Here is a 22,961-nt window from a genome sequence, read left to right as displayed (position 1 = left end):
GTAATAACAAAGCCCCAGCTTGTGAAAGTAGGGGCTTTGTGCATAAAAAAAGAAGGTGCGCATTTTGACACACCTTCCTTTTGATATGATTTCCTTAATAGTCTTTTTTTAGTACACTTCTACTTTTTCAGCGATTTTCTTGGCCTTATCACGCAACGCGTCGAGGTCGGAATTCGACGGAGCGTAGCAGAGCACTACTCCCATACGACGGTTGACACGAGTAAACGGTTTGCCGAATATGCGGAGATAGGTATCCTCTTCCTTTGTCACCTCTTCCAGTCCACGGTATTGAGGACGTTCCTGGCTGGCAATCGGAGAAAGGATAACAGCGCTTGCTCCTATCCGCTCCTGCTTGATACCGGGAATAGGCAGACCAAGTACCGCACGGAGATGAAGTTCAAATTCGTTCAGGTTTTGTGTTCCGGCCAGTGTCACCATGCCCGTATCATGCGGACGTGGAGAAAGTTCGGAGAAATAAACTCCGTTTTCGTGACTCAGGAAAAACTCCACTCCCCACAATCCTGCGCCTGTCAGGGCACGGGTCACTTTTTCCGCCATCTCTTCCGCTTCTTTCAAGTGAGCAGGGTCGATATGTGCGGGTTGGAAACTTTCACGGTAGTCGCCACCTTTCTGTACATGTCCGATGGGCGGGCAGAACAAGGTGGGGCCATTCTTTTGGGTAACAGTCAATAAGGTGATTTCGCTGTCAAACTTGATAAATTCTTCGATGATAAGTTCGCGGATATCACCACGGCTTCCACTACATCCATATTCCCAGGCATGTTCGAGTTCGTCGGCACTCTTCACAAGAGATTGTCCTTTGCCGGATGAGGACATCAAAGGTTTCACCACACAAGGAAAACCTATTTTAGCGGCAGCATCTTTCAGTTCTTCCAGTGTCTTGGCGTAGAAATATTTAGCAGTTTTCAGTCCGAGTTCTTTGGCTGCAAGGTCGCGGATGGCCTTGCGATTCATCGTGAAGTTGACGGCACGGGCACTGGGCACGACCTGGATTCCTTCTTTCTCGAAGTCGTACAAGCGTTCTGTGCGGATAGCTTCAATTTCCGGCACGATGATGTCCGGCTGATGTTTCTTTACGACACGTTCCAACTCTTCGCCGTTCAGCATGTCGAATACTTCAAATTCATCGGCTACTTGCATAGCCGGAGCTCCTGCATAAGAGTCACAGGCAATAATATGCTGACCTTTACGTTGGGCTGAGATTACAAACTCTTTTCCAAGTTCTCCTGAACCGAGTAACAGTATTTTCTTCATCATTTTGAGTGTTTTTATATTAGTGACGCAAAATTAGTATATTTCGATGAAATACGGCTTTTTTTAGTGACGTACTTTCGGATATTTATTATGAAAGCGGAAACCAAGTCCAAGCATCAGGTAATTAAGGGTCTGGACATACTCCCCTATTCCGGGAAATGTCCCTGCCGGTTTGTCTTTTTAGAGCGAAGTTTATAAATCGAGGATTTCAATAAACTTGGCGACGTGATAACCATCCATCAGCCCATGATGGCAAGTGACGGAAACAGGCAGCATCAACTTCTCTCCTTCGCGGAAGTACTTTCCGGTAGAAATTTTGGGGACGCTATCACCCGAACGTATATTGGCGGGGTGCTTCATATCTGTGAAAGTGAGCCACGGAACAGCCGAATAATGGATAGCGTTGGGATGGAATGTCCCCCCTTTGTTCAGTCCGGTAGTAGCTTGCAGACGTTCCATTTCTACTTTCGCTTTACGGATGAAGACAAGTTCGTCCGGGTCATATTCGAAGGCTGCGAAAGAAAAAGTATGATCGGCACGACCTACAGTGGATTCGGGCAGAAGACTGTCATAACACACTACCCTGTCTCCTTGGATACGATAACGGAACTCTTCGACTTTGGCGGCAGCGGTAACAATCCGATGCAAGACCAAGAGGGAGAAAGACACACTTTTGTCTTTGGCTTCCTGATACGTACGGGTGCAGTCTACGTTGACCGTCACTCCGAAAAACGGATCGTCAAAAGCACTGAAGTGCTCGAAATGTTCTTTTCTATTCCAGGTAGCAATATCAATGATTTTCTCAATCTGATTCATTCTAAACACTCTTTTTTTAAGTTCACCACAGATTACACAGATTGAATAAGATATATATTGTTCGTATAAACAATCTGTATCAATTCAATAATCAGTGTAATCTGTGGTAAAAAAACAATTATTGATGTTGCTCGCGCAGCAGATCGTTCACAGTCTTCACCGGATTGAAGGTAGCGAGGGGAACTTCTACAAATACGGTATTCCAATCGCTCATAGCACCGTTCCACAAACCGGGAAGTTCGAGAGCTTTCAAATCTTTGCCGTTCTTTGATTTATAGGAAATGAAGCCTGTTGCCTTATCCACGTACTTCACCAAATCGAACTTATGACCTTTATAGTCACGTACTGCACATACCAGATCTACCGGGTTGAAGTGTGTACCGTTTTCGAACATTTCCTTCTTTTCGGGGTCGTTCATATCGATTTGCGAGCTTTCGAGGATTTGCAAGGAGATAGTTCCGTCGCTGTTGTATGCAAGGAACGGACCACCACCCGGTTCGCCTACGTTCTTCACCATTCCACAGACACGCATCGGACGATTCAGTTTGTTTTTCAGATAAATGGCGAGTACGGAATCTTCGAGGTCTTTCGTTTCCGGATTCTTGCAGAAAAGTTTCTTTTGCAGGAACTGGAGCATTTCCATCATTTGGTCATGCGTATATTTGCCGCTGTCAAGTAGTTCGAGATATTCAAATGCTTGTTTTTGCAAGGAGACAAGTACGCCGGCAATCAGTTTCTTATACGTAACGGTATCCTCTTTCAGTTTGTCAGGGACTACGTTGTCGATATTCTTGATAAAAATAATATCGGCGTCAAGATCGTTCAGGTTCTCAATCAGTGCGCCGTGTCCACCCGGACGGAACAGCAGTTTGCCGTTGTCGCGGAACGGTTGGTTGTCCATGTCAGCGGCAATGGTGTCAGTGCTCGGCTTCTGTTCGGAGAAAGTGATGTAATAATCAACACCGTAACGTTTGGCAAATTCGCCGGCCTTTTCGTCCACCAGTTTCTTGAAGAGTTCGCGATGTTCGGTAGATACGGTGAAGTGTACGTTGACTTTGCCACTCTTGCCGGCTGCATACATGGCTCCTTCTGCAAGATGCTCTTCCAACGGAGTGCGTGCACCTTCGGGATATTTATGGAATTTGAGCAGGCCTTTCGGCAGTGCGCCATAATTCAGCCCGGCAGTTTCGAGCAATGCCGATACAACAGCTTTATAGTTGCCTTCTTCGATTAATCCGGGAATGTCCTTTTTGGCTGTACGCTGACAAGCTACATTGAGGTCGTCATAGAAAGCAAAATCCCTGATACCGTCAAAAAATGCCAGTTCGAACTTTGTAGTCGGTTTATCATAGTCGGCAGATAGAAACTCGAACAGGTTCTTGAACATACGGCTTGCAGCGCCCGAAGCCGGTACAAACTTCACAATGGTCTTATCTGTGTTTGTATATGCGTCCCACGCTGCCAGATATGCTTTCTGCTCCTCAGTATTGGGAGCCAATATACCTTTTTCGATGGAAGCGGCCGCGTCCAGTTTCAAAAAAGGAAAACCAGTTTGGAAGCAAGCCAGTTGCTCTGCTATTTGCGCTTCCGTGATGCCTTTCTTGGCAAGCAACTCTTTGTCCTGTGTCGTTATCATAATATCTAATTTTATTAATTGATGCCCAAAAATACAAAATGTTATTTACTTCTTGCCGAATAACCAGGAAAAAAAGTAATTTTACATCGAATTAACAAGATTGAATATGGACGACTTTTTTACATCAGAGGAAAAAAAGGAGCTTTTTTCACTCTACCGGCATTTGATGTTATCTGCCGGAGACAGCATTTCCTGGCAGGATTGCCAAAAATTAAAAAAACATCTAATCAAAGCAGCCCAGTGTAACGGATTGCAACACAATAACTTCGGGATGAATCCCGTCATCAGAGATTTACAAACGGCAGTCATCGTAGCTGAAGAAATCGGTATGAAAGGCTCGTGCCTCATTGGTATCATGCTGCACGAAATTGTAAAGGCGCATATACTGTCTATCGAAGAAGTAAACACCGAATACGGAGAAGATGTGGCAAGCATCATCAAGGGATTGGTAAAAACAAACGAGCTGTATGCGAAGAGTCCGGCGATAGAATCGGAGAATTTCCGCAATCTCCTGCTCTCGTTTGCCGAGGATATGCGTGTCATACTGATTATGATTGCCGACCGCGTGAACGTGATGCGCCAAATCAAGGATTCGGGCAATGAAGAAGACCGGAACAAGGTGGCGAACGAAGCCGCTTATCTGTATGCCCCATTAGCGCATAAGCTGGGGCTCTATAAGTTGAAATCGGAACTTGAGGACTTGTCGCTGAAATATACACAGCGGGAAACCTACTATTATATAAAGGATAAGTTGAACGAGACGAAGGCGTCACGCGACAAGTATATCGCCGCTTTTATTGAACCTATACAGAAAAAGGTGGCGGCTGCGGGATTGAAATTCGACATCAAGGGACGTACCAAGTCCATACATTCGATATGGAACAAGATTCAGAAACAGAAAACACCGTTCGAAGGGATTTACGACTTGTTTGCCATCCGTATTATTCTGGATTCGGAACCGGAACCGGCAAAGGAGAAGCAGGAATGTTGGCAGGTATATTCCATTGTGACCGATATGTACCAGCCTAACCCGAAGCGTCTGCGTGACTGGCTTTCTATCCCGAAAAGCAATGGTTACGAGTCGTTGCACATCACTGTGATGGGACCGGAAGGAAAATGGGTGGAAGTACAGATACGTACCCGCCGCATGGACGAAATCGCTGAGCGCGGACTGGCTGCTCACTGGAGATACAAAGGCATCAAAGGCGAAACTGGTTTGGACGAATGGCTGACTTCGGTTCGCGAAGCATTGGAAAATGCGGACAACGACTCGATGAAAGTGATGGACCAGTTCAAAATGGACCTTTACGAAGATGAGGTTTTCGTATTTACTCCCAAAGGGGACTTGTTCAAACTGGCGAAAGGCGCTACGGTGCTCGATTTCGCTTTCCATATCCATAGCAAACTGGGATGCAAATGTATCGGCGCCAAGGTGAACGGCAAGAATGCCCAACTCAAACAGAAGTTGAACAGCGGCGACCAGGTGGAGATTATGACTTCAAACACCCAGACTCCGAAACAGGACTGGCTGAATATCGTGACCACTTCCAAAGCCCGTACGAAGATTCGGCAGGCACTTAAGGAGATGGTAGCGCGTCAGCACGATTTTGCGAAGGAGACATTAGAACGGAAGTTCAAGAACCGCAAGCTGGAGTATGACGAGGCGACAATGATGCGCCTTATCAAGCGTTTGGGATTCAAGAACGTGACGGAGTTTTATCAGAAAATAGCTGATGAAGCACTAGATGTCAATGAGGTTCTGGACAAATACATCGAGCAGCAGAAACGCGATAATGATACGCATGACGAGATTGTGTACCGGAGCGCCGAGGGATACAACATGCAGGTGCCACAGGAAGAGACGACATCAAAAGAAGATGTGCTTGTGATTGACCAAAACCTGAAAGGGTTGGAATTCAAGCTTGCCAAATGTTGTAATCCTATTTATGGTGACGATGTATTCGGTTTTGTGACGGTAAGCGGAGGAATCAAGATTCACAGGAGAGACTGCCCCAATGCGAATCAGATGCGCGAACGCTTCGGTTACCGGATTGTAAAGGCACGATGGGCGGGCAAGTCGGAAGGAACGCAGTATCCTATCACGTTGCGCGTTGTGGGACATGACGATATCGGTATTGTGACGAATATCACTTCGATTATATCCAAGGAAAACGGAATCACACTGCGCTCTATCGGCATTGATTCGCATGACGGATTATTCTCAGGAACACTGACGATTATGGTCGGTGATACGGGAAGGCTGGAAGCGCTTATCAAGAAGCTGAGGACGGTGAAAGGAGTGAAACAGGTAAACCGGAATTAACAACAAATTCATATAATAAAATAGTGACGCCATCCGCATGTGATAGCGTCACTATTTTTATAGTATAGCGTCACTATCCGGACGGTATAGTGACGCCATTTTCAAGAGGGATTTTAGCACCCTTATCTCACTTTCTTTCTTATATAATAAGGATACGTCGCAATGACGAAAAATGCCAAAGACACCAAAGCTACTATCTGTCCGATATGCAGCATCTTGTCGGTATCCAAATCCAGGTAGCACGCAGTGGCGATACCTAAGGAAATTCCGACCTCGCTTGCCAAAAGATGGGTGGTGTTTGCCGTTCCACGCTGGCAGTGATGGGACAACTTCACAAACATGACCAGAAATTCCGGCATGACAAGTCCCAATCCAAGCCCCAGAAGTACAGAAGGAGCAGATATTGAGCCGTTCGGATCCAACAGAGACATCGCGAGCATTTCCAGTCCGATTCCTACAATGACCAGCCTCAGTGTTTTCTCTTTCATAAAGGACAGGCGAGCCAAAAGCAAGGATATCAAATATCCGATTCCCACTCCTACAAAGAAAGGTACAGGTATTCCCATATTTCCAAGTACGGAGTCATTAAGGAAAGGATGGACAAGCGGAATCAACAATCCCGGTACGAACGTAATCAGAATCATATTGATGGCAGGCACCCATCCGCGCAACAGCAAAAAGCGGTCGAAAGAATAGAGTTTGGTAACAATCGGTGCACGGAAAGGCACATAGACACCGGACGCTATCAGGATTCCCGCTGCTCCGGTGATGACAGAGACGGACAACAAGTTCTGAAAGGAATAACTCTGATAGAGCCATACTCCGAGGATGATACCTAGAATCATTCCCAAACGCGCCATCCATGAGAAACCGACATTTCCTGCACTGCGCAGTGTAGAATTGGTGACGTCGATTGCCAAGGTGATGCCTGCGGTGGTCGCTATGCCAAAAGCCAATCCCTGCACGGTACTCAGCAGAATAAGTTCCGTTATGTTGGTCACAAAAGCATAACCTACCGTTGCCGCTACCATAAGGGCAAAAGAGAATACACACACCGTCTTACGTTTGTATGCATCCACAAGATAGGCATGGAAAGGACCGATAAGGAACATTCCCAGCGTGAAAAATAGAAAAGCAACTCCTGTCTGTGCCACCGGTACTCCGAGACGGTCCCCCATCTCAATGGAAAGTACCGGAAATAACACATACAAGGATATAAACAACAGCAAATTAGCTATACATATCCGCATAAAATGTACTGTCCACAATTTTACTGCCATATACTATTTTAATATTGTTCCTTCTCGTTGGGGAAGTCGCAATTCTTCACGTCGGACACATAACGGCTGATAGCGTCGGTCATCACCGTGTACAGGTCAGCATAACGACGCAGGAAACGGGGACGGAAACCATTGTTCATACCCAACATATCCTGAACAACCAATACTTGACCATCTACCTGACCACCCGCACCGATACCGATGATAGGTATAGTCAGCTCGGAAGCTACACGTGCGGCAAGAGAGGCTGGAATCTTTTCAAGCACGATGGCAAAACAACCCGCCTCTTCAAGCAGATGTGCGTCGCGAATCAATTTTTCGGCTTCGGCCTCATCTTTGGCACGTACGGTGTAAGTACCATATTTATTAATAGACTGCGGCATTAGTCCGAGATGTCCCATCACCGGAATGCCCGCACTGATTATGCGTTTCACAGAACCAATGATTTCTTCTCCACCTTCCAGTTTCAAAGCATCAGCGTGACTTTCTTTCATGATACGGATGGCAGAAGCAAGACCTTCCATTTCGTTTCCCTGATAAGAACCGAAAGGCATATCTACTACTACCATCGCACGCTTCACGCCACGTACTACGGATTTAGCATGATAAATCATCTGGTCGAGCGTAATAGGCAATGTAGTCACGTTTCCTGCCATTACATTGGAAGCGGAGTCGCCTACGAGAATTACGTCCATTCCTGCACCGTCTACAATCTGTGCCATTGTGTAATCATAGGAAGTAAGCATAGAAATCTTTTCGCCTCTCTGTTTCATTTCAACCAAACGATGAGTAGTCACCTTTCTTGTATCATCTGATATATAACCAGCCATTTCTTTTTTAATTTTGAATTGTAAATTAATTATTATGTGTTTTGAGCGATGTTCTTGAACACCGGCAAAAAAAATCGGGGCAAAGTTATAACATTTAATTCATAACAGAGAAGGAAATGCAAAAAAATCCTCTCAACCATTTGTCCGGGATAGCCAACAGATGGTTGAGAGGATGAAGAAGACGTTATACAAAGCGAAATCAGCGGTGCAACGTCAACAATTTATCGCAGGTCATTGCGGTAAAGTCATTCATGACATAATGGGCTTTTCCGGCGATGGCTTCGGCAGAATTGGTGGTGGCAAGTCCGATAACGGTCGCGCCCGAAGTCATTCCGGCTTGCAGACCGTGAAAAGAGTCTTCAAAAACATAGGTATTTTCGGGGGTGACGCTGAATATTTCCATTCCAAGAAGGAAACAGTCGGGAGCGGGTTTGGAGCGGGCGAACATTTCACCGGTAAGGATACGGTCTACCATTCCCTTAAATTCGGGATGAGCATTGTAGACGTTCTGCATCTTTTCTTCATTGGAACTGGTGACTACGGCTATCTTCACACCGTGACGGTGCAGGTCGGCTATAAAGGCTTCCACTCCGGGAATATATTCGTAGAACATTTGCTTTTCAAAGACATTAAGTTTGGCTGTGATTTCCCGTTGTGCTTCAGGGAGAGTCGGGAAGTACTTCTCGTAAATCTGTGTCAGAGTCTGTCCTTTGATACGGCGCCCGAAATCTTCTTCGTTCAGATGTTTCAGTCCTTGTTCGTTCCAAAAGACAGTGTACTGTGTCTCTGTATCCATAATGACACCGTCGAAATCGAACAGCGCTGCAATCGTTTTCGTTGTATTCATATAAACTTTCTTTTTACCTAAAAACGTTAAACCTTATGTATCAGTCCGCGCAAAGTTCCGAATAATCATCGAATCAGACAAATTATTCGTACCTTTGCCCTACTTAAAAAAACGTAACATTCGTTTTCTCGTCCAACCTAATATCCAAGCGCATGAGTAAGAACGACCCACATATTTTAGGAAAAGTTTCCCCAAAAATGTGGAGAATAATCAGACGAAAGCACAATAAGTTGATGTTTTCACCTCTTTATTGTTCTTTTTTTCCTATTTTCCATACAAACTATTATCATTTCGTTTGAAAACTATATATTCGCATCAAGTTTTCTAAACTATATTATTATAATTATGATGAGAAAAAGTTTATATACGCTCTTGTCGTTTCTTTTACTTTCCGGATGCGGTATGACTGATTATCATCCATACGATGTCCACATCAGCGGTGAGACAAATGTCAATGCACACAATATCGAAAAGATAGAAGCAAATTGCAAAGGTAAGACTAAACTACGTTTTGTAACTATGGGTGATTCACAACGCTGGTATGACGAGACGGAAGAGTTTGTGAAAGAGATTAATAAACGGGATGATATTGATTTCGTCATTCATGGCGGAGACATGAGTGACTTCGGAGTGACGAAAGAGTTTCTTTGGCAGCGAGATATTATGAATGGACTTAAAGTACCTTATGTGGTCCTAATTGGAAATCATGACTGCCTCGGCACAGGGGAAGAAACATACAAAGCCGTATTCGGCCCTACCAATTTCTCTTTCATTGCGGGCAATGTGAAGTTTGTCTGCCTGAATACCAATGCACTGGAATATGATTATTCCGAACCCGTTCCGAATTTCACTTTTATGGAGCAAGAGATAAAGGACAGAAGGGACAAGTTTGAAAAGACGGTAATTAGCATGCACGCGCGCCCCTATACGGACGTATTCAATGACAATGTAGCCAAAGTGTTTCACCGTTATGTCACCGAATATCCGGGAATACAATTCTGCACGGCCGCCCATACTCACCACCATCGGGATGATGTGATTTTTGATGATGGAATACATTATATCACCAGCGACTGCATGGATTGCCGCAGTTACCTGGTATTTACCATAACTCCGGAAAAGTACGAATATGAACTGGTTAAATACTAAATATATCTTGCGGGCAGGAGTGCTGTCGATACTTCTCCCGTTCCCAGATCTGATTTCAGCCACGTGTAAGACAGACACCGTCATAGACACATACAAGGCAAACTCACTCCGCTTTATCATCAAGTCTGATTCAATCATTGCTTTTCATACAGATGATTCCGTATTTACGGTTATCAAAGCAGATTCCATATTGCCTGCCACGCCCAAGGAAGTGAAGCGTACCCGTTACGATAATCGGGTGCACCGTTTCCGTAGAAACTGGGAAAGAATTATCCCCACTCATTCTAAAATACAATATGCCGGAAACATGGGATTGCTCTCTTTCGGCACAGGATGGGATTATGGAAAGCGGAATCAATGGGAAACAGACTTATTGCTGGGATTTATTCCGAAATACTCTTCAAAGAAAGCCAAAGTGACGATGACGCTCAAGCAGAATTATATGCCTTGGAGCATCAACATAGGAAAAGGATTCTCTACGGAACCGCTCACCTGCGGTCTTTATATAAACACGGTATTCGGAGACCAGTTTTGGGTAAATGAACCCGACCGTTATCCGAAAGGTTACTACGGTTTCTCAAGCAAGGTACGTTTCCATATCTTCATGGGGCAGCGGCTGACTTATGATATTGACCCACAACGCAGATTTCTGGCAAAGTCTGTGACTTTCTTCTATGAGATAAGCACTTGCGACCTTTACTTGATTAGCGCCTTCCAAAATAGCTATCTACGTCCCCGTGATTATCTCAGCCTATCCTTCGGATTAAAGTTCCAATGGCTGTAACATCAGTACATACGGACGAGAACCTCATTTCCCATATAAGCAGTATCGTTTGAGCCGGTTTGTACAACTATCAGTTTCTTACCGGTTCTTCCATTACCCTTTTAGACAATTTAACTACCTTTTTTGACAAAAATACATCCAAACAGGTGTTTTATTTGTTGTTAATAATGTGTAACTTCGCACAGTGAGAACCAATACGACAATCTTATAACTTTATAATATATTGCCTATGATATTTACAGCAGAAAACACCTTACTTATCGGTTCTATCTTACTTTTCGTCAGCATAGTCGTTGGAAAGACCGGATACCGCTTTGGAGTACCCACCTTATTACTATTCCTTGTAGTGGGAATGATATTCGGAAGCGACGGTTTAGGACTCCAGTTCCATAACGCCAAAGAGGCCCAATTCATCGGTATGGTCGCTTTGAGCATCATCCTGTTTTCGGGTGGTATGGATACGAAATTCAGAGAGATAAAACCCATTCTGGGACCTGGTATCGTGCTTTCCACTGTCGGAGTTTTGCTTACAGCTCTTTTCACCGGACTCTTTATCTGGTGGTTGTCCGGCATGAGTTGGACGAACATTTATTTACCCATCACCACTTCCCTGCTATTGGCTGCTACCATGTCGTCTACGGATTCGGCTTCAGTATTCGCCATTCTCCGTTCGCAGAAGATGAACTTAAAGCACAATCTCCGCCCCATGCTGGAGTTGGAAAGTGGAAGCAACGACCCGATGGCGTATATGCTTACCATTGTCCTGACACAGTTTATCCAGTCGGCAGGTATGGGAGTCGGTGCTATCGTAGCGTCTTTTCTCATCCAGTTTATTGTAGGTGCTGTCACCGGATACATACTCGGCAAACTGGCCATCCTAATGTTGAACAAACTCAATATTGACAACCAGGCATTATATCCTATTCTATTATTGGCTTTCGTCTTCTTTACCTTCTCCATTACCGACTTGCTGAAAGGCAACGGATACTTGGCTGTATATATCGCCGGTATGATGGTAGGAAACAACAAAATCATGCATCGCAAGGAAATCTATACATTCATGGACGGACTGACCTGGCTGTTCCAAATCATTATGTTCCTCTGTCTCGGATTGCTTGTCAATCCGCACGAAATGCTGGAAGTGGCAGTCGTAGCCTTACTTATCGGTGTGTTCATGATTGTTATCGGTCGTCCGTTAAGTGTGTTTCTCTGCTTGCTCTCCTTCCGGAAAATCACGATGAAGTCACGTTTTTTCGTGTCGTGGGTAGGATTACGCGGAGCGGTTCCTATCATCTTTGCCACCTATCCGGTGGTTGCGGGAGTAGAAGGCTCGAATATCATCTTTAATATAGTGTTCTTCATTACGATTGTTTCACTAGTCGTACAAGGTACTACCATTTCTTTCGCGGCGCGTTTATTACATCTCTCCGAACCTTTGGAGAAGACAGGCAACGACTTCGGCGTCGAACTGCCGGAAGAAATTGATTCCGACCTTAGTGACATGACGGTCACTCGTGAAATGTTGGAAGAGGCTGATACATTAAAGGATATGAATCTTCCCAAAGGCACACTGGTAATGATTGTGAAACGTGAAGATGAGTTCCTGATTCCCAACGGAACACTGAAGTTGCATGAAGGGGACAAACTCCTGCTTATCTCCGAAAAATCCAAGGATGAAAAAACGGAACAGGCATAATCTCTGAAAAGATTTGCCGAAACTCTTTATATACTCAATCTTTAGGAACGGATTACGTGAATTACACGTTTTTTGATTAATCAATCTCTTAAAACCGTGAAATCCATGTAGTCCGTGCCTATTAATATTATCATAAATAATTGATTTATCCGCTCCCCCCTTAACGCTTCAGCCGTATCAATGAATGGAGTTAGAAAGAAGAAACAAAAAAGCCCGTATATCAATGCAAAATATTATTCAGACCGCCTCCGTTAATTAACCGTAAAACTTAAATTTAAAATTCGGGTTACAGTTATGAAATATTAAATTTGCGCAGTTTTAAACTAAATGTGCAAGAATCGAATGGAACAAGAACATCAGTTCATTGATTATATTGAGCAAAGCATCATCAAAAACTGGGATAGAAATGCCTTAACTGACTATAAAGGAATCACCCTTCAATATAAAGACGTAGCGCGTAAAATCGCCAAGTTTCACATCGTCCTGGAAAGCGCAGGAATCCAGCCTGGAGATAAGATAGCAGTCTGCGGACGAAACAGTGCCCATTGGGCGGTTACTTTTCTGGCAACTATTACCTATGGAGCTGTCATTGTGCCTATCCTGCACGAATTCAAAGCGGACAACATTCATAATATCGTCAACCATTCCGAAGCTAAATTACTTTTTGTAGGCGACCAGGCATGGGAAAACCTGAACGAGGATGCCATGCCCTTACTGGAAGGCATCGCTCTATTGACCGACTTCTCCGCCCTGGTATCACGCAATGAAAAACTCACCTATGCTTTCGAACACCGGAATGCCATTTACGGTCAGCGGTATCCCAAGAATTTCCGACCGGAACATATCTGTTATCGGAAAGACAAACTGGAAGAACTGGCTATCATCAATTACACTTCGGGCACTACGGGCTATTCAAAAGGAGTCATGCTCCCCTACCGCAGTATCTGGTCGAACGTGACTTATTGTTTCGAAATGCTCCCCGTCAAACCGGGAGACAATATCGTTTCCATGCTTCCCATGGGACATGTGTTCGGTATGGTGTACGACTTCCTGTACGGATTCTCGGCAGGTGCACATATCTACTTCCTGACACGTATGCCGTCGCCGAAAATTATTGCCCAATCGTTCGCAGAGATTAAGCCGAGAGTTATCTCCTGTGTACCCTTGATTGTAGAGAAGATTATCAAGAAGGATATTCTGCCCAAAGTAGACAGCAAGATTGGCAAACTGTTGCTGAAAGTGCCTATCATCAATGATAAGATTAAGTCTTTGGCACGCCAGGCGGCTATGGAAATCTTCGGCGGAAACTTTGACGAAATCATTGTCGGCGGTGCTCCTTTCAACGCCGAAGTGGAAGCTTTCCTCAAAAAGATAGGATTCCCCTATACCATCGCATACGGTATGACCGAATGCGGTCCGATTATCTGCTCCAGCCGTTGGGAGACGCTGAAACTCGCTTCCTGCGGAAAAGCAACGACACGCATGGAAGTAAAGATTGATTCACCGAATCCCCAAACACATGCCGGAGAAATCATTTGCAGAGGAATGAATATGATGCTGGGATATTATAAAAATCCTGAAGCTACCTCACAAATCATTGATATACACGGCTGGCTACATACAGGCGACCTCGGCACAATGGACGAAGAAGGATATATAACCGTCCGCGGCCGCAGCAAGAACCTGCTACTTACTTCGAGCGGACAGAATATCTACCCCGAAGAAATTGAAAGCAAGCTGAACAACCTGCCGTACGTATCAGAATCAATCATCGTCTTGCAACAGGAGAAACTGGTGGCTCTCATCTACCCGGACTTTGACGATGCTTTCGCCCATGGATTGCAACAAGAAGACATTCAGAAGGTGATGGAACAGAACCGTATCGAACTGAACCTGCAACTTCCCAATTACTCGCAGATAAGCAAAATAAAAATCCATTTCGAAGAATTTGAAAAGACTGCGAAAAAGTCTATCAAACGCTTTATGTATCAGGAAGCGAAAGGATAATGCAGTGATATCATAAATCATAAGATTTAGTTAAAAACAAAAACGGTGAACAGCCACAAGTGCTGTCCACCGTTTTTTTCTAACCTCTCAATCAACTTTATTCAGAATCAGTAAAGAGTTGATTAGCCCCACAGCTTCGGAAGCAATCTGAATGGTATGCCAGGAAGTACCGTGCCTGTGTGATTCCAACCGTTATTTGTGCAACAGGATATCAGTTCCCGGGACAATCTTTCCCATCGACCAGACACAACGCACATTCAATTCCTTGTCAAGAATCACAATATCGGCATCTTTTCCTTTAGCCAGCGCCCCTTTCCGGTCGCTTACTCCAATCAAACGGGCAGGAGTCTCGGAAGCCATACGTACAGCGTCTTCCAAAGGTATATTCGCTTTCTTAACCATCGTACGCACCAGTACATCCATAGTAGCCAAGCTGCCTGCCAACGCGGAATGGTCTGCCATCTTGCATACTCCGCCCTCAATAATATAATGAGGGTCAACCGGTACAGTCCCGTCAGAAGCAGCATAAGCCAGGGCATCCGTCACGAGACAAGTATTTTCCACCCCTTTCAGCTTATACACCAATTTCAATATGGTAGCCGGCAAATGAATACCGTCCGCAATCACTTCCACAGTCATTCCGTCCGTCAGATATACGCTTTCCACCGTCCCCTCATACTTGTACTCACGACGTTTGTGGAACCCCGGCATTGCATTATAGAAATGCGCCGCATGAGTAAATCCTACCGCGTATGCAGCCTTAATTTCATCATATTCGGCTTCTGTATGCGTCACGGCCGTCATGATTCCTTTTGAACGGGTGTACTTTGCAAAATCATGCGCCCCAGGCAATTCAGGGCTGATGTCCCAACGCTTGATGCAAGAGGTATGCTCCAATAAAGGAATATATTCATTCTCGTCCGGTGTTTTGAGGAAGCCGTCATACTGCGTACCTGCCATCTTCGGATTCAGATAAGGCCCTTCGATGTGCAAGCCGAGAATAGGAGAATCTTTCTCCTGCATCATACTCTCGCAAACATCGACTGCCTGATAAAGCCTTTCAAAAGAAATAGACGATAAAGTAGGAAACATAGTAGTGGCGCCATGCTTCAAATGAACGGTGGTTGCCACACGGAAAGCCTCTTCCGTCGCTTCGGTAAAATCGTGCCCGCCACCACCATGTGCGTGCATGCTTACAAATCCCGGCACGATTGTCATTCCGCGGGCATCAATCACTGTTGCGCCGATAACCGCCAGGTCGCTGTTAGTCACCTCTAATATTTTTCCATCACAAACCAATACGGAACCATCTTTCAGCCAACCTTGCGGGGTAAGTATTCTTCCGTTAATTATCTGAGTTAACATAGTCTTCTTTTTTATTAGATTTAAAACAGTTTGTTGGTGCCTTCCACCAATTGTCCCATTGCCCATACAGCCCTTACATTCAAGTCTCTGTCCAAAGCAATGATATCGGCATCCTTACCACGCTCAAGCGTACCTTTGCGGTCCAGCACTCCCATGATGCGGGCAGGCGTCTCGGAAATCATCCTTATCACATCTGCCAAAGGAATCTCCGCTTTCTGCACCATCGTACGAATAAGGCGGTCCATTGTCGCCACACTTCCCGCCAAAGCGGAACGGTCTGCCAGTTTACAAACGCCATCCTCTATAATCACACGCGGGTCGAAAGCCGTCTGACTGTCACTCGCCGCACAAGCCAACGCATCCGTAATCAAACAGGTACGCTCCACTCCTTTTATTTTATAGACAAGACGCAGAATCGTCGGAGGCACATGGATACCGTCCGCCACAACTTCCACCGTCATATCGTCAATCAAATAAATACTTTCTACCGTACCTTCATATTTATACTCTTTCCGTTTATGGAAACCGGGCATAGCGTTGTAGAAATGGGTAGCATGGGTATATCCCGCCTCATAAGCGGTCTGTATATCCTCAAATTCCGCCTGTGTATGTCCTACTGATGCCAATACACCTTTCGCCGTGATATACTTGCCGAACTGCATAGCTCCCGGAAGCTCCGGCGCAGCGTCCCAACGCTTGATACAATGCGTCTCCTCAAGCAACGGGATATATTCTTCAGGGTCGGGATTCTTGATATTTTCAGGAATCTGCCCGCCTGCCATTTCCATATTGAAATAATGTCCTTCCAGATGAAGTCCGAGTACCGGGCTATCGGGTTCCGCCATCATTTTCCCAGTAGTCTCCGCAGCTGCGCGAATCATAGGAATGGTGGAAGAAGAAAGGGTGGGAAAAATACTGGTGGTACCGTGTTGCATATGAGCTTTGACAGCTGTCCGGAAAGCCTCTTCCGTGCCTTCCATAAAATCTCTTCCGCCACCGCCATGAGCATGTATTTCTACTCCGCCGGGAACAATGTACATTCCTTTGGCATCAATCAGTTTGGCTCCGATAATGGCCAGGTCACAATTGGTTACTTCCAGTATTTTGTTGTCACGGATAAGTACCGACCCATCCTTGAGCCAGCCTTGCGGGGTCAGGATGCGTGCATTAATGATTTGTGTTAACATATCATCTGTTATTAAATTAATTATAGGTCTGTGTGAATCAATGACGCTCTTTTTTGGGGGGAGTACATTGATTTTGTCAGTTGCAAAATTACGCTTTTCTATTCAATCTATTGATAAAATCGTCCGGCAAACTTCCGATATAATACAAAAAAAAGGTTGCCAATCTTATCGACTGACAACCTTACGTCTATATGGAGCGGAAAACGAGACTCGAACTCGCGACCCTAACCTTGGCAAGGTTATGCTCTACCAACTGAGCTATTTCCGCAAACTAAATTTCGTCATTCAGAAAACTGAAAGATTGGTGCCCAGAACAGGACTCGAACCTGCATGCCTCTCGACACACGCACCTGAAACGTGCGCGTCTACCAATTCCGCCACCTGGGCAAAACTTAGTTCCATTATTTCAAAGAAACAAGAGCGGAAAACGAGACTCGAACTCGCGACCCTAACCTTGGCAAGGTTATGCTCTACCAACTGAGCTATTTCCGCAAATTACTTTCATAAACTGTGAAGAGAAGGAGACTCGAACTCCCACGACATAACTGTCACTACCCCCTCAAAGTAGCGCGTCTACCAATTCCGCCACCTCTCCATTATTCTAAAAGTTTAATCTCTGTGCCCAGAACAGGACTCGAACCTGCATGCCTCTCGACACACGCACCTGAAACGTGCGCGTCTACCAATTCCGCCACCTGGGCAAAGATTATTGTTCCAACATTTCAAAGAAACATGAGCGGAAAACGAGACTCGAACTCGCGACCCTAACCTTGGCAAGGTTATGCTCTACCAACTGAGCTATTTCCGCATTTTTTCGTTTGCGGTTGCAAAGGTAGGGATTTTCCGTAAACCTGCAAACATTCTGCACATTTTTTTTTAAGAAATCCGCACACTTTGCCCCCACCGCAAAACAATCTTTTTGATTATCAACTCATTCGGTCACGATAATCCTCATAAGAAAATTGCTTGTAAATTTCAGCTTTCCCCTCTTTTGTCCAGATAGCGATGGCAGGATGATGAATTCCGTTAAACATATTTGTCTTTACCATCGTATAGTGAATCATATCTTCGAACACTATCCGCTCACCGATTTGCAACTCATGGTCGAAACTCCACAACCCCATATAGTCACCGCTCAGACAGGAATTTCCTCCAAGACGGTAAATGCAGTTTCCTTCATTCCCCATTTCCGCACCCCGAACGGCAGGCTGATAAGGCATCTCCAGGCAATCGGGCATATGACAGGTGAAGCTGACATTCAGGATGGCTGTCTTGATTCCACGGCTCTCTACAATATCCACGACTTCGGAAACCAATACTCCCGTCTGCCAGGTAAAAGCCGAACCGGGTTCCAGGATAATCTGCAAATGCGGATAGCGTGCCCTCAATCCTTGTAGCAGTTTTATCAGATGCTCCGTATCATAATCTTTGCGGGTCATCAAATGTCCGCCGCCAAGATTCAACCACTTTATCTGTGGAAACCAACGGGAAAACTTCTCTTCCAAATGTTCCAAAGTACGTTCCAACTCAAACGAAGAAGATTCACAATGGCAATGGCAATGAAAACCTTCAATCCCTTGCGGCAGCGTCTCCGGCAACAAATCAGCCGTTATCCCGAAGCGGGTACCAGGGGCACATGGATTATAAAGTTCCGTTTCCACCTCCGAATATTCGGGATTCACACGGATACCACAGGAGATTCCACTTCCTTCGGCTACCGTCATCGGATAGAAGCGTTCGAACTGCGCCATTGAATTGAATGTGATATGGCTGCTGCAACGCATGATTTCCGGGAAATCCTGTTCTGTATAGGCAGGAGAATAAGTATGCGCCTTACTGCCGAATTCTTCCAGCGCCAAGCGGGCTTCATATACCGAACTGGCCGTTGAATGATTGATATATTCGCGGAATATAGGAAAAGAGCGCCACATGGCAAACGACTTGAAAGCCAGGATTATCTCCACTCCCGCCCTGTCGGCTACACTTTTTATCAAACTCAGGTTCTTTCTTAAAAGTTCTTCTTCCATAATGTAGCAGGGAGAAGGAAAACGGTTAAAATCTATCATATACAATATTATTATCTAAAAGTAACGTTTTACGAACGTGGATGCAAAAATACAAATTCAAAAGCAAAGAGGGATTGTTTTATTTTTAATTAAGATATCGCTTTTCGAGAACTTTTTCTTATGGTTAGACCTTTATATTATATAAGTAATTGTATCATCCTAAATAACCTAATTGAATATGCATAAAGATTTAAGAAAAGTAGTGATTCTGCTGGCTCATCCCAACATTAAAGAGTCACAGGCAAACAAGGCATTGATCGATACTGTCAGTGACATTGAAGGAGTGGCGGTTTTCAGCCTTTACGAACTGTCCGAGGAAATCGCTTTCAATGTGGACGAATGGAGCAAAATTATCTCCGATGCTTCGGCTGTCATCTACCAGTTTCCTTTCTACTGGATGGCTGCCCCGTCATTACTGAAAAAATGGCAGGACGAAGTGTTCACTTACCTGTCCAAGACTCCGGCTGTCGCTGGAAAGCCATTGATGGTGGTAACAACTACCGGTTCTGAATACGACGCTTACCGTAGCGGCGGGCGAAACCGCTTCACAACCGATGAGTTTCTACGTCCGTATCAGGGCAGCGCGATTCATTCGGGTATGACATGGCAGACACCCATTGTCGTTTACGGAATGGGAACCGCAGATGCGGGAAAGAATATTGCCAAAGGAGCGAATCTGTACAAACAACGGGTGGAAATGCTTATCAATAGCAGCAATGCCGGGAACAATTGGTAAGACAACGAGAAGCGTAGCTTTATCCTATCTAAAGCTACGCTTTAGCATCCTTAAAGCATAGCTTTAGATGTCGCAAAGCTACGCTTCTTCAACGTCAGCACCGGCAGGAAAATAAAGACTTAATTCCGGTCGATATAGAACCAAAAGTCGCTTTCCCATTTCCAATGTTCTTTCTGTTTATCTATAAAAGATTTCTTACCGGAATAAGTTACTTTTGCCTTACCGTTCTCAAAAGGATAAGCAAAAGCAAATTGAGGTTTAATAATTATATTACCCAATGTATCAGCAAATCCAATCTTTCCCGTCTTGTCTTTAATACGAAACAAACCCTCTTTCACCGGGTCGACGCTATTATCGAAACAAAACACATCAAACAATTCATTTCCTTTATTATCTATACAGACAATCTCTTTGTCCACAACAAAGCCGATATGCCGAATTGTATCGCTATTGAAGTATTTATACTTTCCAAATGGTATAATAGTATCTTTTCGTGTATTCAAGTAGCAAACAGGTACACCCGGTTCTCGATACTCTTCTGTGGTATGCGCTGTCAATATGGGATATTGTAAAGGTATTCCATAACTAATACAATCCATTGTATATTTCCCATTGAGATATAAAACTTCCCACGGATAAATATCTTTCATGACCGCTTTAAAAGCTTTGATAACCGGATGCTGCTGGTCATTTACATAATTCTCCGTATCGGGTAGCCTAACATCAATACGGCAATCGCGAAAATGGCCATCAGGAAACATCTCCAAGTCTCTAATAATAAAGACAATCCTTTTCCCTACCATTTCTGGGAACCGTTCAAAAGGAAATCTTTTTTCCAGTTCCCATCTGGCGTTTAGCAAAGCTATTCCTTCTTTCTTCCAGTTATGGTAAAGTTCTTGCCCTACGATGACGCCATTACGTATGTACATTACATGCTCTTTCTCCATACTCCGATTGAAACCCGAGTGTACATATCGAATTATTTTTCCCTGTCCGCTTCTTATTGTACCATTCAACCACTTAGCACAGATGCCTTTCTCATCAGAATAAGAAGTAAACACTTTTTTTAAAGAATCCGTAGTGTATGTAAGCGTATAGTCCTCTCCACCTTTTGATGAATACATATCGACATCTATCTTCTGCAAGTATATTTTTCCATCTATTACTATCCAATGCCCCGTGTAACCATCCCAATTAGCAGTAGACATAATCCGTCCTTCAGGCAGATACTTTTTCAGATTGGCATACACGGTCGAATCTCTTTCCAATGGTTTATCCATTAGAAACCATTTTTCACCATTAATATATATGTAATCACATAAAAGACCTGTCGCAAACAAAAGTGACGTTTGCAAGACAAAGATAAGGCATAGAAGAATGTGTTTCATAAACCAATATTCAAATAAAATTCGATACAAATTAAGTCAATAAAAATAAGAAAAAGCTCGAAACGAATCAATATTTAAAAAATAAAAGATTAACTTAGTGTTTTTTAATTGGCATACATGCATCATCTTGATTATTGAACGAATTGTTTTTCATTTTCTTGTGTCTTTTCTTCAACGTCAGCACTGGCAGAAAAATAAATACCCCGATTACGGACATTATCAATCCCCCGATAGTGCCTGCCGCCAACGGGAACCAGAAACCTTCTTTCTCCGCTCCCGCCATGAAAGGGATAAAGCCCAGGATAGTGGAAGCCACCGTCAGGAAGATAGGTATTACTTTCGTGTTCCAGGCTTTCACATAAGCCCGGAGCGGCGAAAGCCGCGGAAAACGCTTGCGAACGGAATTATATTCATTCAGGATATAGATACTTGCATTTACCGTAATACCGCAAAGCAGGACAAAGGAAGCAAAACCGCCCTGGTCGAAGTTCAGCCTGAACCAGTAGAACGTCAGGAACACGCCGATATAGGATACCGGAATCACAAAGATAATCGCCAACGGCTGTTTCAGAGAATTGAACAGGATACTCGTGATAAAGAAGATGATGGCAATCACTATCAGGAGCAGGCGATACTGCCTGTTGTCCTTTCCACCCCACGACCAGTTGTAACCCTCTGCCTGGGCAGTATATCCCATCGGAAGAAGTTCGTTGAACTCTTCCAGGTCTTTCTTCAGCAGTTTGTTTCCCTGTTCCGAAGAGCCGATATACTCATATTGCAGGCATAGCCGGTACTGCTGGTTCTCCTTCGCCACTTCCTGCGGCATCTGTCCCTTTTCCACGGTTGCCAGTTCCGAAAGCTTATATTCCTTACCGTCCGCCTCGAAAGGGTAATGCTGCATCGCCCATACATCCCTCTCTTCCGACTGCCGCGAAGACAGCTTTATCTTTTCCGTGCCCTCTTCCGTCACCACCGAACCGATTTCCATATTCCGCCCATATACCGGACGGATGGCGGAAAACAGTCTCCCGGCTCCAATCCCTTCCTCCGCCATCCGCCGTTTGTCCAGATTGAAATAGAATTCCGTATAATCATCCTTCCACCAGGAGAAATCGGAACCGATGGTCACTTCCCGGATACGGCGGTGGGACAAAAGCTTTTCTTTCAACTTTTCCGCCTGTGCATACAACTCGTCATAATTGTACCCGTACATCTTCACCCGGAAGGAGCCCGCATTCTCACGTACATTATTACTGAATCCCTGGTCCTGCAATCCGTAGATGCTCCAGTCGCCGCCGCCCAGTTGGAGCGCCTTGCCGATCATATTGGCCTTCAGCGTATAGGGAAAACCGCTTTTCTGGTGTTCTTTCGTAAAATAGATATGGATGGATGCCCTGCGGGCACTCTCTACAGAGGTCTGAAACAGCCTGATTTCCTTAAATCCGCTCAGATAGGTTTCCATCTTCTTAACCAGTGCATTCATCTGTTCCAGTGTACTTCCATTCGGCAGATTGGCATTGGCGTGGAGCACCACCTCTTCATTGCGGGTAAAGTAACTCCCTTCGTATACCTTCTG

17 protein-coding genes and 6 tRNA genes are annotated in these 22,961 nt (G+C 44.7%); 6 read left to right on the top strand and 17 right to left on the bottom strand.

Annotated elements, in window-relative coordinates; genetic code table 11:
* Nucleotides 1-108 precede the first annotated feature (108 nt).
* From purT to NSB03_RS16100, 3 genes are all read right to left on the bottom strand, one after another.
* Entirely contained in the window at nucleotides 109-1,275 is a 1,167-nt protein-coding gene (purT, locus tag NSB03_RS16110; RefSeq protein ID WP_024988204.1) for a formate-dependent phosphoribosylglycinamide formyltransferase, read from the bottom strand.
* Between the two features lie 192 nt (nucleotides 1,276-1,467).
* Nucleotides 1,468-2,091 (bottom strand): chloramphenicol acetyltransferase, encoded by a 624-nt coding sequence (locus NSB03_RS16105; RefSeq protein ID WP_024988203.1) that lies wholly within the window; start codon nucleotides 2,089-2,091, stop codon nucleotides 1,468-1,470.
* Between the two features lie 118 nt (nucleotides 2,092-2,209).
* Nucleotides 2,210-3,727, bottom strand: a complete 1,518-nt coding sequence (locus tag NSB03_RS16100) for a DUF4301 family protein (protein WP_024988202.1) — start codon at nucleotides 3,725-3,727, stop codon at nucleotides 2,210-2,212.
* A gap of 106 nt (nucleotides 3,728-3,833) precedes the next feature.
* Here NSB03_RS16100 and NSB03_RS16095 point away from each other — a divergent pair, with 106 nt between their 5' ends.
* Nucleotides 3,834-6,050 carry a RelA/SpoT family protein gene (locus tag NSB03_RS16095; protein WP_242357881.1) on the top strand — a complete coding sequence of 739 codons (2,217 nt, stop codon included), beginning with the start codon at nucleotides 3,834-3,836 and terminating at the stop codon, nucleotides 6,048-6,050.
* A gap of 122 nt (nucleotides 6,051-6,172) precedes the next feature.
* On the opposite strand, the gene NSB03_RS16090 is transcribed toward NSB03_RS16095, so the two are convergent.
* The 3 genes from NSB03_RS16090 to NSB03_RS16080 form a co-directional block, all read right to left on the bottom strand.
* Nucleotides 6,173-7,330 carry an MFS transporter gene (locus NSB03_RS16090; RefSeq protein WP_024988201.1) on the bottom strand — a complete coding sequence of 386 codons (1,158 nt, stop codon included), beginning with the start codon at nucleotides 7,328-7,330 and terminating at the stop codon, nucleotides 6,173-6,175.
* Between the two features lie 8 nt (nucleotides 7,331-7,338).
* Nucleotides 7,339-8,160 (bottom strand): 3-methyl-2-oxobutanoate hydroxymethyltransferase, encoded by an 822-nt coding sequence (panB, locus tag NSB03_RS16085; RefSeq protein ID WP_024988200.1) that lies wholly within the window; start codon nucleotides 8,158-8,160, stop codon nucleotides 7,339-7,341.
* A gap of 199 nt (nucleotides 8,161-8,359) precedes the next feature.
* A complete protein-coding gene (locus NSB03_RS16080; protein WP_024988199.1) occupies nucleotides 8,360-9,007 on the bottom strand; it encodes an HAD family hydrolase in 648 nt (215 codons plus the stop codon).
* A 345-nt stretch (nucleotides 9,008-9,352) separates the two neighbouring features.
* On the opposite strand from NSB03_RS16080, the gene NSB03_RS16075 reads away from it, so the two are divergent.
* The 4 genes from NSB03_RS16075 (at nucleotide 9,353) to NSB03_RS16060 (ending at nucleotide 14,643) form a co-directional block, all read left to right on the top strand.
* Nucleotides 9,353-10,156: a metallophosphoesterase family protein gene (locus NSB03_RS16075; protein ID WP_135038743.1), complete on the top strand. Its 804-nt coding sequence runs from the start codon at nucleotides 9,353-9,355 to the stop codon at nucleotides 10,154-10,156.
* Nucleotides 10,137-10,940, top strand: a complete 804-nt coding sequence (locus NSB03_RS16070; protein WP_024988198.1) for a hypothetical protein — start codon at nucleotides 10,137-10,139, stop codon at nucleotides 10,938-10,940. Before NSB03_RS16075 ends, NSB03_RS16070 begins: the two co-directional genes overlap by 20 nt.
* A 229-nt stretch (nucleotides 10,941-11,169) precedes the next feature.
* The gene (locus NSB03_RS16065) at nucleotides 11,170-12,636 is read left to right on the top strand and encodes a potassium/proton antiporter (RefSeq protein WP_024988197.1); all 1,467 of its coding nucleotides are present in this window, start codon (nucleotides 11,170-11,172) and stop codon (nucleotides 12,634-12,636) included.
* Nucleotides 12,637-12,978: 342 nt separating this feature from the next.
* Complete coding sequence (locus tag NSB03_RS16060; protein ID WP_024988196.1) at nucleotides 12,979-14,643, top strand: long-chain fatty acid--CoA ligase; 1,665 nt, start codon at nucleotides 12,979-12,981, stop codon at nucleotides 14,641-14,643.
* Nucleotides 14,644-14,835: 192 nt separating this feature from the next.
* On the opposite strand, the gene nagA (NSB03_RS16055) is transcribed toward NSB03_RS16060, so the two are convergent.
* From nagA (NSB03_RS16055) to nspC, 9 genes are all read right to left on the bottom strand, one after another.
* Entirely contained in the window at nucleotides 14,836-16,008 is a 1,173-nt protein-coding gene (gene nagA, locus NSB03_RS16055; RefSeq protein ID WP_121767072.1) for an N-acetylglucosamine-6-phosphate deacetylase, read from the bottom strand.
* A 20-nt stretch (nucleotides 16,009-16,028) separates the two neighbouring features.
* Entirely contained in the window at nucleotides 16,029-17,195 is a 1,167-nt protein-coding gene (gene nagA / locus NSB03_RS16050) for an N-acetylglucosamine-6-phosphate deacetylase (RefSeq protein WP_024988195.1), read from the bottom strand.
* 192 nt (nucleotides 17,196-17,387) lie between these two features.
* Nucleotides 17,388-17,463 (bottom strand) — tRNA-Gly (locus NSB03_RS16045).
* A gap of 34 nt (nucleotides 17,464-17,497) precedes the next feature.
* A tRNA-Leu gene (locus NSB03_RS16040) sits at nucleotides 17,498-17,582 on the bottom strand.
* Nucleotides 17,583-17,614: 32 nt separating this feature from the next.
* Nucleotides 17,615-17,687: transfer RNA gene (locus NSB03_RS16035), tRNA-Gly, on the bottom strand.
* A 19-nt stretch (nucleotides 17,688-17,706) separates the two neighbouring features.
* Nucleotides 17,707-17,790 (bottom strand) — tRNA-Leu (locus NSB03_RS16030).
* A 24-nt stretch (nucleotides 17,791-17,814) separates the two neighbouring features.
* Nucleotides 17,815-17,896: transfer RNA gene (locus NSB03_RS16025), tRNA-Leu, on the bottom strand.
* A 34-nt stretch (nucleotides 17,897-17,930) separates the two neighbouring features.
* A tRNA-Gly gene (locus tag NSB03_RS16020) sits at nucleotides 17,931-18,003 on the bottom strand.
* A gap of 118 nt (nucleotides 18,004-18,121) precedes the next feature.
* Nucleotides 18,122-19,261 (bottom strand): carboxynorspermidine decarboxylase, encoded by a 1,140-nt coding sequence (gene nspC / locus NSB03_RS16015; RefSeq protein WP_136015137.1) that lies wholly within the window; start codon nucleotides 19,259-19,261, stop codon nucleotides 18,122-18,124.
* A gap of 178 nt (nucleotides 19,262-19,439) precedes the next feature.
* Here nspC and NSB03_RS16010 point away from each other — a divergent pair, with 178 nt between their 5' ends.
* Nucleotides 19,440-19,997 (top strand): NAD(P)H-dependent oxidoreductase, encoded by a 558-nt coding sequence (locus tag NSB03_RS16010; protein ID WP_024988194.1) that lies wholly within the window; start codon nucleotides 19,440-19,442, stop codon nucleotides 19,995-19,997.
* Between the two features lie 119 nt (nucleotides 19,998-20,116).
* Here NSB03_RS16010 and NSB03_RS16005 read toward each other — a convergent pair whose 3' ends face one another.
* Both NSB03_RS16005 and NSB03_RS16000 read right to left on the bottom strand, forming a co-directional pair.
* Nucleotides 20,117-21,277, bottom strand: a complete 1,161-nt coding sequence (locus tag NSB03_RS16005; RefSeq protein WP_257466502.1) for a WG repeat-containing protein — start codon at nucleotides 21,275-21,277, stop codon at nucleotides 20,117-20,119.
* Between the two features lie 202 nt (nucleotides 21,278-21,479).
* A partial coding sequence (locus NSB03_RS16000) for an efflux RND transporter permease subunit (RefSeq protein ID WP_257466501.1) occupies nucleotides 21,480-22,961 on the bottom strand: 1,482 nt, incomplete at its 5' end.

The sequence above is a fragment of the Bacteroides acidifaciens genome (assembly GCF_024623065.1).
Taxonomy (GTDB): Bacteria; Bacteroidota; Bacteroidia; order Bacteroidales; family Bacteroidaceae; genus Bacteroides; species Bacteroides acidifaciens.
The sequence above is the reverse complement of the archived record's forward strand: the minus strand, read 5'-3'. Positions and strand labels throughout refer to the sequence as shown.